Consider the following 9,741-nt stretch of genomic DNA (forward strand, 5'->3'; position numbering starts at 1 on the left):
CACCTCCAGGTCCAGTAACACCTCCAGGTCCAGTAACGCCTCCAGGTCCAGTAACACCACCAAGTTCAGTTACACCTCCAGCACCAGTAACATCGTCAACGCCTGAAAAGAAAAAGACTAATGAGTTACCGAAAACAGGTGAACAGAAAACTACAGTCTTAATCGTTTTAGGAGTAGCACTTGGTTTAGTTGGATTGAGTTTGGTTGCCAAACGTAAAAAATAGTATAAGAAAAAGAATCATTTTCTAAAATATAATCAGGAAGTATTTCTGATATAAGATTTAAGAGAGGACGTCAAACTCCTCTCTTTTTTTGCTTAAGGGTAGAACTCTTAATTGATTTGTTTAGTATATTTATAATTTCAATAAAAATAAACCGTTTTCACTTGACAAAAATTGGTCTATACCATATAATAAAATAAAGAATATGGAGGACAAAATTATGAAAGTTATTCAAGTGGAAAATCCAATTGAAGGTGGAAAAGTTGCTTTTGATATCTTAAAAGAAAAATTGGAAAACGGGGCACAAACATTAGGGCTTGCAACAGGAAGTAGCCCTCTGGAATTTTACCAACGAATCGTTGAGAGTGATCTTGATTTTTCAAATCTCACAAGTGTAAACTTGGATGAGTACGTAGGTCTTGATGGGGATAATCCTCAATCATACCGTTACTTTATGCAAGAAAATCTATTTAACAAGAAACCATTTAAAGAAAGTTTCTTGCCACGTGGTGTCAAGGATAATGCAGAAGCAGAAGTAGAACGCTACAACCAAATTCTTGCTGACCATCCAGTTGACCTACAAATCTTAGGAATTGGTCGCAATGGTCATATTGGCTTTAACGAACCAGGCACACCATTTGATAGCCAAACTCACCTTGTAGAGCTTGACCAGTCTACAATCGAAGCTAACGCGCGCTTCTTTGAGAAGATTGAAGATGTTCCAACACAAGCTATTTCAATGGGGATTAAAAATATTTTGGATGCTAAATCTATCCTTCTCTTTGCTTATGGGGAATCAAAAGCAGAAGCTATCGCTGGAACTGTTGAAGGTCCTGTGACAGAAAGTCTTCCAGCAAGCAGTCTGCAAAACCATCCAGATGTGACTATTATCGCAGATGCAGCAGCACTCAGCTTGTTAAAGAAATAAGATTTTTATCATTAAAGACCATTCGATCCTATGGATTGGGTGGTTTTTTGATCTGGATATGTTCAAAAATGAATACAGTTTTTCTGAAAGTGGTACAATAGTTCTAATAGTAGGATGTATGATAGATTTTCCCTTGAAAAGAAGAATATATAATCTTCATTTTTTGAGAATTATCAATTCTTGAAAAAGAAATGTTATAGGTATTGATATGAAGAAGATAAATTTGATTGTTCTGCACTTTCTGCTTTTTGTCAGTATTTAGCAAAGATAGAAGCTATCAGTTTAGGTCAACTAAAGGATTTACATTTTATTCAAGAGCAGATACTTAAACATCTTGTCTGGCATTTTGATAGTCAGGATCTGTATACCATTTCTGATTTACCGTCAGATTATGGGGAATATCTAGATTCCATTGAGTGTGAAATAAATAAATTATTTGGCAGTCTGGAATGAATTTTATAAGTGGAGAACTAGGTTAGGTGTAAGGGGGAAATTTTTTTAAAATCAAATGGAATGATTTGGGAGAATTTCATTTTTTTCTTGACAATTTTCTTTATTCCGTGTAAAATAGAATAGATCTTGAACTTGAAGGGAGTGAAAAAAATGTCTAAAACAGTAGTACGTAAGAATGAATCTCTTGACGATGCTCTTCGTCGTTTCAAACGTGCAGTTACTAAAGCTGGTACTCTTCAAGAAACACGCAAACGTGAATTCTATGAAAAACCTTCTGTAAAACGTAAACGTAAATCAGAAGCAGCTCGTAAACGTAAAAAATTCTAATTAATAAGAAAGGCTAGACTTGTCTAGTCTTTTTTTGTTAACTTCTAAGAGTCTGTTTAATCCCTTTTGATTGTTAAAATTATAAAGGTTACTTTCTTAAATAAATACCTCAAATACTGTTAAAAACATAAACTTCCTACTACAATTTGATATAATAGTAGGGAGAACTCGATTGAAGGAGAAAATTATGTCGGTTTTAGTCAAAGAAGTGATTGATAAGCTCAGATTAGACATTGTCTATGGTGAGCCAGAATTACTTGAAAAAGAAATCAATACAGGCGATATTTGTCGTCCAGGTCTCGAAATGACAGGCTATTTTGATTACTATACCCCAGAGCGGATTCAACTACTGGGGATGAAAGAGTGGTCTTATCTGATTAGCATGTCTTCTCATAACCGCTACCATATTTTGCAGAAATTGTTCCAACCGGAAACACCTGCAGTTATTGTTGCGCGTGGTTTAGTAGTTCCAGAGGAAATGCTAAAGGCTGCTAGAGAATGTAAAATCGCTATTTTAACGAGTCGTACAGCAACAAGTCGTCTGTCTGGGGAATTATCAAGTTACCTAGATTCTCGTTTGGCTGAGCGTGAAAGTGTACATGGTGTCTTGATGGATATCTATGGTATGGGTGTGTTAATCCAGGGCGACAGTGGTATTGGTAAGAGTGAGACAGGTCTAGAACTCGTGAAACGAGGACACCGTTTGGTGGCTGATGACCGTGTAGATATCTTTGCTAAGGATGAAATGACTCTCTGGGGTGAACCAGCTGAAATCTTGAAGCATTTACTTGAGATTCGTGGTGTTGGTATTATAGATGTGATGAGTCTTTATGGTGCCAGTGCAGTTAAGGATTCTTCACAAGTTCAGTTAGCTGTCTATCTTGAAAATTATGACACGCAAAAGACTTTTGATCGTCTAGGCAATAATGCTGAGGAATTGGAGATTTCTGGAGTATCCATTCCACGTATCCGCATTCCTGTAAAAACAGGACGTAATATTTCTGTAGTTATCGAAGCGGCAGCGATGAATTATCGTGCTAAGGAAATGGGCTTTGATGCTACTCGCTTGTTTGAAGAAAGATTGACAAATCTGATTGCAAAGAACGAGGTGAAAGATGATTGATCCAATCGCTTTTCAAATTGGTCCTTTAGCTGTTAGATGGTATGCACTCTGCATTGTTTCAGGTCTTGTTTTAGCGGTATATCTTGCTAGTAAAGAAGCGCCTAAAAAGAAGATTTTATCTGATGATATTTTGGACTTTATCTTAATTGCTTTTCCTTTATCCATCATTGGTGCTAGACTCTACTATGTTATTTTTAGATTTGATTATTATAGCCAACATCTAGGAGAGATTTTTGCTATTTGGAATGGTGGGCTTGCGATTTATGGTGGTTTAATTACTGGAGCGATTGTTCTCTATATCTTTGCTGATCGCAAATTAATCAATACTTGGGATTTCTTAGATATTGCAGCTCCGAGCGTCATGATTGCTCAGAGTCTAGGACGTTGGGGAAACTTCTTTAACCAAGAAGCTTATGGAGCAGTCGTTGAAAATCTTGATTACTTACCTGATTTTATTAAGAATCAGATGTATATTGATGGCTCTTACCGCCAACCAACCTTCTTATACGAATCTATCTGGAATCTGATCGGTTTTGCCTTGATTGTCATTTTTAGACGCCGATTAAAGAATATCCGTCGTGGTCATATCACTGCTTTTTATCTAATTTGGTACGGATTTGGACGTATGATTATTGAGGGCATGCGTACGGATAGTCTCATGTTCTTTGGACTCCGAGTATCCCAGTGGTTGTCTGCCCTATTGATTGGCCTTGGTATTTATATCATCTTTTATCAAAATCGGAAAAAAGCACCATTTTATAATGTAAAAAAGGAGAATTAAAATGTTAGAAGTGGCTTATATTATTGTAGCGATTGCCTTGGTTGTCTTTTTAGTTTATCTGATTATTACTCTTCAAAAAGTTGGTCGTGTAATTGATGAAACTGAAAAAACTGTTAAAACTTTAACATCAGATGTAGATGTAACTCTTCATCAAACAAATGAATTGCTTACAAAGGTCAACGTTCTTGTTGATGATATCAATGTCAAAGTTGCTACAATTGATCCCCTCTTTACAGCTGTTGCAGACCTTTCTGTTTCTGTTTCTGACCTAAATGAGCAAGCACGTGTTTTGAGTAAAAAGGCCTCATCTGCTGGATCAAAAACTATAAAAACTGGTGCAGGTTTGTCTGCTATTCGTGTTGCAAGTAAATTTTTTAAAAAATAAAAAAGGAGTTGACTAATGGGAAAACTATCATCTATCCTTTTAGGAACTGTTTCAGGTGTTGCAGCTGCCTTGTTTCTAACAAGTGACAAAGGAAAACAAGTTAGAAGCCAAGCACAAGAATTTTTAGAAGATCTAAAAGAAGATCCTGAGTATGCTAAAGAGCAGGTTTGTGAAAAATTAACGGATGTCAAAGAACAAACCAAAGAATTTGTTCTGAAAACAAAAGAGCAGATTGAATCTGGGGAAATTACTCTTGACACTGTTCTTGATAAAGCAAAATATCATGCTCAACAAGCGACTGAAGCTTCAAAAGAAACCTTGAATCATTTTAAATCACAACTGGAAGAGAAAGTAGTTGTGGAAGAAAAAGAAAATGGCCAAGAAATTGTCATTGAGCTTCAAGAAAATTAACATAGAATCACCATTTCTTGGTTTTCTAGAAAATCAAGAATGGTGATTTTTTTCTTGAGTGAACTCTTTGTGGTATAATAAATACTATGCAGAAGAAACCGACATCAGCCTATGTGCATATTCCGTTTTGCACACAGATTTGTTATTATTGTGACTTTTCAAAGGTCTTTATTAAAAATCAGCCAGTAGACAGCTATCTAGAGCATCTACTGCAAGAATTTCATTCTTATGATATTCAAAAATTGCGTACACTCTATATTGGTGGTGGGACACCGACAGCCTTGTCTGCTTCTCAATTGGAAACTTTGTTAGATGGATTGACTAAAAACCTGGACTTGTCAATGTTGGAAGAGTTAACCATTGAGGCTAATCCTGGTGACCTGGATGCTGATAAGATTGCAGTCTTGCAAAATTCTGCAGTCAATCGTGTCTCCTTAGGAGTTCAGACCTTTGATGACAAAATGCTGAAAAAGATTGGGCGTAGTCATACTGAAAAGGATATTTATGAAAATATCGATCGCCTTAAACTAGCTGGTTTTGACAATATTTCCATTGACTTAATTTACGCACTTCCTGGTCAGACTATGGAACAAGTTAAGGACAATGTTGCCAAGGCAATTGCTCTTGATATTCCTCATATGAGCCTCTATAGCTTAATTTTAGAAAATCATACGGTCTTTATGAATCGTATGAGACGAGGGAAATTACCACTTCCTAAGGAAGAATTAGAAGCAGAGATGTTTGAGTATATCATTGCAGAGCTAGAAAGAGCTGGCTTTGAGCACTATGAGATTTCTAACTTTTCTAAACCAGGCTTTGAAAGTCGTCACAATCTTATGTACTGGGACAATGCTGAGTATTATGGAATTGGTGCTGGTGCGTCTGGCTATGTAGACGGTGTTCGCTATAAAAACCATGGGCCGATCCGCCATTATTTAAAGGCAGTAGAAGATGGGAATGCTCGCATAAATGAAGAACACTTGAGTAAGAGAGAACGAATGGAAGAAGAGATGTTCCTTGGACTTCGTAAGAAGTCAGGAGTTTCTATGACACGTTTTGAAGAAAAATTTGAACGGTCTTTCCAGGAACTTTATGGAGATATTGTTAGAGAATTGATTCAACAAGGTCTTATGCAGGTTGAGGGTGATTGTGTTCGTATGACTAAGAGAGGGCTCTTCTTAGGTGATACAGTAGCAGAACGATTTATATTGGAGTAAAATTATGGGCTTAACTTATCAAATGAAGATGAAAATTCCTTTTGATATGGCTGATATGAATGGCCATATCAAGCTACCAGATGTGATCTTGTTGTCCCTCCAGGTCTCAGGGATGCAGTCAATTGAACTGGGAGTGAGTGATAAGGATGTTTTAGAACAGTATAATCTGGTCTGGATTATCACAGATTATGATATTGACGTGGTTCGTTTGCCTCGTTTTGCTGAGGAAATCACCATTGAAACAGAAGCTTTGACCTATAATCGTCTCTTTTGTTACCGCCGATTTACTATTTATGATGAAGATGGTCAAGAAATCATTCATATGGTAGCTACCTTTGTCCTTATGGATCGTGAGAGTCGAAAGGTTCATCCTGTAGTACCAGAAATTGTCGCCCCTTACCAATCTGAGTTTTCTAAGAAACTGGTCCGTGGGCCAAAATATACAGAGCTGGAAGAAGCAATAAGCAAGGACTACCATGTTCGTTTCTATGACTTAGATATGAATGGTCACGTCAATAACAGCAAATATCTGGATTGGATTTTTGAGGTCATGGGAGCCGATTTTCTTACCAACCATATTCCCAAAAAAATCAACCTCAAATATGTCAAGGAAGTTCGACCAGGCGGAATGATTACTTCTAGTTATGAATTGAATGAACTAGAAAGCAATCACCAAGTCTCAAGTGATGGCGACATCAATGCTCAAGCAAAGATAACTTGGCAAGAAATTAACAAATATTAGAAAGAAAGATATGACTTATAAAGGATATTTAATTGATTTAGACGGAACAATCTATAAGGGGAAAGATAGAATCCCAGCAGGAGAAGCTTTTGTTCATGAGTTACAAAAAAGAGAGATTCCTTATCTTTTCGTAACAAATAACACTACTCGTACACCTGAGAGTGTCCAAGAGATGTTGGCTAATCACTTCAACATTGACACGCCTGTATCAACCATTTATACTGCAACCTTAGCGACTATTGATTACATGAATGACCTAGGACTTGAAAAGACAGTCTATGTCATCGGAGAAGCAGGGCTCAAGGAAGCCATTCAAGCAGCTGGTTATGTTGAAGATAAAGAAAACCCAGCCTATGTTGTTGTTGGTTTGGACTGGCAAGTAGACTATGAAAAATTTGCTACGGCAACCCTAGCTATCCATAAAGGTGCTCATTTTATCGGTACCAACCCAGATTTGAATATTCCAACAGAACGTGGACTTTTACCTGGTGCTGGTTCACTGATTACTCTTCTAGAAGCAGCAACTCGCGTAAAACCAGTTTATATTGGAAAACCTAATGCGATTATTATGGATAAGGCTGTTGAACACCTAGGACTTGAGCGCCAAGAAATTGTCATGGTAGGGGATAACTACCTGACTGATATTCGAGCTGGTATTGACAATGGCATTCCTAGTCTTTTGGTAACGACAGGATTTACAAAACCTGAAGAAGTAGCAGACTTGCCAATTGCACCAACTCATGTCCTTTCAAGTCTAGCGGAGTGGAATTTCGATGAAAACTAAGTTTACTTTTGTAGGAAGTATTCTCTTTCTCCTCTCGGTTGCTATTTTATTGACCATTTACCTAGCTTGGTTGGTCTATCCTCAGGAAATTTCTTGGTTAAACTTGACAAATCGTGTTCATCTGCAACCTCAGACCATCCAGCATAATTTTAATGTTTTGATGGATTATTTGACCAATCCATTAAATCAAGCATTGGGAATGCCAGATTTTCCTTCATCAGCTTCTGGCATCCATCATTTTGCAGTTGTGAAGGGACTCTTCCATCTAGCGCAAGGAGTAGCGATAGTTACCTTACCGATATTCTATCTTTTTTGGAAGCAGGTCATTCAGAAAGGATTTCTATCTCTGTACCGTAGAGGTCTCTTAATCATGCTCTCGCTACCTTTGGTACTTGGGTTAGTTGGTGTCTTCATCGGATTTGAGCAGTTCTTTACTTTGTTTCATCAAATTCTTTTTGTAGGTGATGATACCTGGCTATTTGATCCGGCAAAGGATCCAGTCATTCTTATCCTACCAGAGGACTTTTTCCTCCATGCCTTTCTTCTATTTTTCTGCTTGTATGAATTGATTTTTGGATTTATGTACCTTCAGAGTCGAAAAACAAATAGATAAGTGAAGAAAAGTATTACTGATTCCAAATAAAATGTAGGAAAAACTATCGTTTATAACATGAATATTTCTATATTTAAGCAAAACATTCATATGTGATTCCCAAAAACCTATTTTTCTTGAAAAAGTAGGTTTTTTTACGGAAATAACTAGTCAAGCGCTTTATTTTTTTGTATAATAGAAATAGAAAAGTATGTAAAGAAGAGGAAAGCATGATTACACTATTTTTATCACCGAGTTGTACATCATGTCGTAAAGCAAAGGCCTGGCTTGAGAAGCATAAAGTGCCCTTCCAAGAGCATAATATTATGACCAGCCCTTTAACGAGAAAAGAACTGCAACACATTCTTTCCTTGACCGAAAATGGTACTGATGACATCATCTCGACTCGTTCAAAGATTTTTCAAAAATTGAATATTGATGTAGAGAGTATCTCAGTATCGGAGTTGCTTCATTTAATTGAGCAGTATCCAAGTCTTTTGCGTCGTCCGATTATTATTGATGCCAAGCGGATGCAAATCGGTTTTAATGAAGATGAGATTCGTGCTTTTCTCCCTCGTAGTTACCGTAAACAAGAACTGAAAGAAGCTACATTGAGAGCTGGTATTAATTAGATGAATAAACAGTATAGTTACCCACTAGATTTGTCGTGGAGCACTGAAGAACTTGCTTCAGTGCTTTCTTTTTTTAATGATGTTGAAGCAGCCTATGAGACTAAGGTAGAAGCAAAGAAACTACTAGATTCCTACAAGGGATTCAAAGCGGTTGTTCCAAGCAAGAGTGAAGAGAAACGCTTGGGCCGTGAATTTGAAACTGCGAGTGGTTACTCCTTCTATCGAGCTGTCCAATTGGCCAAAGAACAAGGGGAAGGGAAGATTTCGCTTGGAAAATAAATTTGTGTTTGCTAAAGAGATTGTCAAGGAAGCAGGAGACTATATTCTAGCTCACATGCAGGAAGAATTGCATATTGAGAGAAAATCATCCCCTACAGACTTGGTGACTCGTTTGGACAAGGAAGTTCAGAATTTTTTGATTGATAAGATTCGTTCGCATTTTCCGGATGACCAATTTTGTGCAGAAGAGGGATGTTTACGTGCTTCAGTTGGACATGGATCTGTTTGGGTCATTGATCCCATTGATGGTACCAACAACTTTGTCGCCCAAGGTGATGATTTTGCCATTATGGTAGCTTATTTTGAGAATGGTGTGGGTCAGTTTGGGATCATTTATGATGTTATGAAAGGTCATTGTTATCATGGAGGAGGTGCTTTTCGGGCCTGTCTCAATGAAGAACCCTTGCCTAGTTTTAAAGATAAGCCCTTGCGAGATTTTCTAATTGCGAGTAATGCTGGCATGTTGGAAACAAACGCCTGGGGTGTCGCAGAATTGGCTAATGCTTCACTTGGTGTACGAATATATGGAAGTGCGGCTATTAGTTTTTCAAAAATATTATCTGGTCAGCTATTGACCTATATCACCTATCTCCAACCTTGGGACTATGCTGCAGCTGGTATCATTGGAAAAAGTTTAGGTTATCAGATTGTAACCTTAAATGGAGAACCGGTGGATTTTCAGACACGACAACCAATCATGATGGTTCCAACAGACAAGTTGGCAGAAATCCAATCCTATATCTATGAAAGGAAATAAACTTACATGCAATTTCCAGAAGGATTTGTAAAAAAATATGAAGCAATATTGGGAGATGAGGCAAGAGCTTTTCTTGCCTCTTTTGATGATGAGGCAGTTTCCGCCTTTC

At 37.4% G+C, this 9,741-nt stretch carries 14 protein-coding genes; all 14 read left to right on the plus strand.

Going from position 1 to position 9,741, the window contains the following annotated elements; translation table 11 throughout:
- A partial coding sequence (locus ADH31_RS01155; RefSeq protein WP_049508419.1) for an LPXTG cell wall anchor domain-containing protein occupies positions 1 to 224 on the plus strand: 224 nt, incomplete at its 5' end.
- Between the two features lie 217 nt (positions 225 to 441).
- Positions 442 to 1,149 carry a glucosamine-6-phosphate deaminase gene (locus ADH31_RS01160; RefSeq protein ID WP_049508421.1) on the plus strand — a complete coding sequence of 236 codons (708 nt, stop codon included), beginning with the start codon at positions 442 to 444 and terminating at the stop codon, positions 1,147 to 1,149.
- Between the two features lie 603 nt (positions 1,150 to 1,752).
- Positions 1,753 to 1,929, plus strand: a complete 177-nt coding sequence (rpsU, locus tag ADH31_RS01165) for a 30S ribosomal protein S21 (RefSeq protein WP_000048054.1) — start codon at positions 1,753 to 1,755, stop codon at positions 1,927 to 1,929.
- A gap of 187 nt (positions 1,930 to 2,116) precedes the next feature.
- Entirely contained in the window at positions 2,117 to 3,052 is a 936-nt protein-coding gene (gene hprK, locus ADH31_RS01170; RefSeq protein ID WP_049504380.1) for an HPr(Ser) kinase/phosphatase, read from the plus strand.
- Positions 3,045 to 3,833 carry a prolipoprotein diacylglyceryl transferase gene (gene lgt / locus ADH31_RS01175; protein WP_049504378.1) on the plus strand — a complete coding sequence of 263 codons (789 nt, stop codon included), beginning with the start codon at positions 3,045 to 3,047 and terminating at the stop codon, positions 3,831 to 3,833. The genes hprK and lgt overlap by 8 nt, the downstream gene beginning before the upstream one ends.
- Position 3,834: 1 nt before the next feature.
- Positions 3,835 to 4,218 carry a DUF948 domain-containing protein gene (locus tag ADH31_RS01180; RefSeq protein WP_000895021.1) on the plus strand — a complete coding sequence of 128 codons (384 nt, stop codon included), beginning with the start codon at positions 3,835 to 3,837 and terminating at the stop codon, positions 4,216 to 4,218.
- 15 nt (positions 4,219 to 4,233) lie between these two features.
- Positions 4,234 to 4,629 (plus strand): YtxH domain-containing protein, encoded by a 396-nt coding sequence (locus ADH31_RS01185; RefSeq protein WP_049508424.1) that lies wholly within the window; start codon positions 4,234 to 4,236, stop codon positions 4,627 to 4,629.
- Between the two features lie 86 nt (positions 4,630 to 4,715).
- Positions 4,716 to 5,846 carry a radical SAM family heme chaperone HemW gene (gene hemW / locus ADH31_RS01190; protein WP_049508426.1) on the plus strand — a complete coding sequence of 377 codons (1,131 nt, stop codon included), beginning with the start codon at positions 4,716 to 4,718 and terminating at the stop codon, positions 5,844 to 5,846.
- Positions 5,847 to 5,850: 4 nt separating this feature from the next.
- Positions 5,851 to 6,588: an acyl-[acyl-carrier-protein] thioesterase gene (locus ADH31_RS01195; protein WP_049508428.1), complete on the plus strand. Its 738-nt coding sequence runs from the start codon at positions 5,851 to 5,853 to the stop codon at positions 6,586 to 6,588.
- A 10-nt stretch (positions 6,589 to 6,598) separates the two neighbouring features.
- Positions 6,599 to 7,372: a TIGR01457 family HAD-type hydrolase gene (locus ADH31_RS01200; protein WP_049508431.1), complete on the plus strand. Its 774-nt coding sequence runs from the start codon at positions 6,599 to 6,601 to the stop codon at positions 7,370 to 7,372.
- Positions 7,362 to 7,985 carry a TIGR01906 family membrane protein gene (locus tag ADH31_RS01205; protein ID WP_049508433.1) on the plus strand — a complete coding sequence of 208 codons (624 nt, stop codon included), beginning with the start codon at positions 7,362 to 7,364 and terminating at the stop codon, positions 7,983 to 7,985. Before ADH31_RS01200 ends, ADH31_RS01205 begins: the two co-directional genes overlap by 11 nt.
- Before the next feature lie 209 nt (positions 7,986 to 8,194).
- Positions 8,195 to 8,596: a Spx/MgsR family RNA polymerase-binding regulatory protein gene (locus ADH31_RS01210; RefSeq protein WP_000631256.1), complete on the plus strand. Its 402-nt coding sequence runs from the start codon at positions 8,195 to 8,197 to the stop codon at positions 8,594 to 8,596.
- Entirely contained in the window at positions 8,597 to 8,875 is a 279-nt protein-coding gene (locus ADH31_RS01215) for a UPF0223 family protein (protein ID WP_045763367.1), read from the plus strand.
- A complete protein-coding gene (locus tag ADH31_RS01220) occupies positions 8,865 to 9,632 on the plus strand; it encodes an inositol monophosphatase family protein (protein ID WP_049508436.1) in 768 nt (255 codons plus the stop codon). Before ADH31_RS01215 ends, ADH31_RS01220 begins: the two co-directional genes overlap by 11 nt.
- The last annotated feature ends 109 nt before the right edge of the window (positions 9,633 to 9,741 follow it).

The sequence above is a fragment of the Streptococcus pseudopneumoniae genome (assembly GCF_001072375.1).
Lineage (GTDB): Bacteria > Bacillota > Bacilli > Lactobacillales > Streptococcaceae > Streptococcus > Streptococcus pseudopneumoniae_L.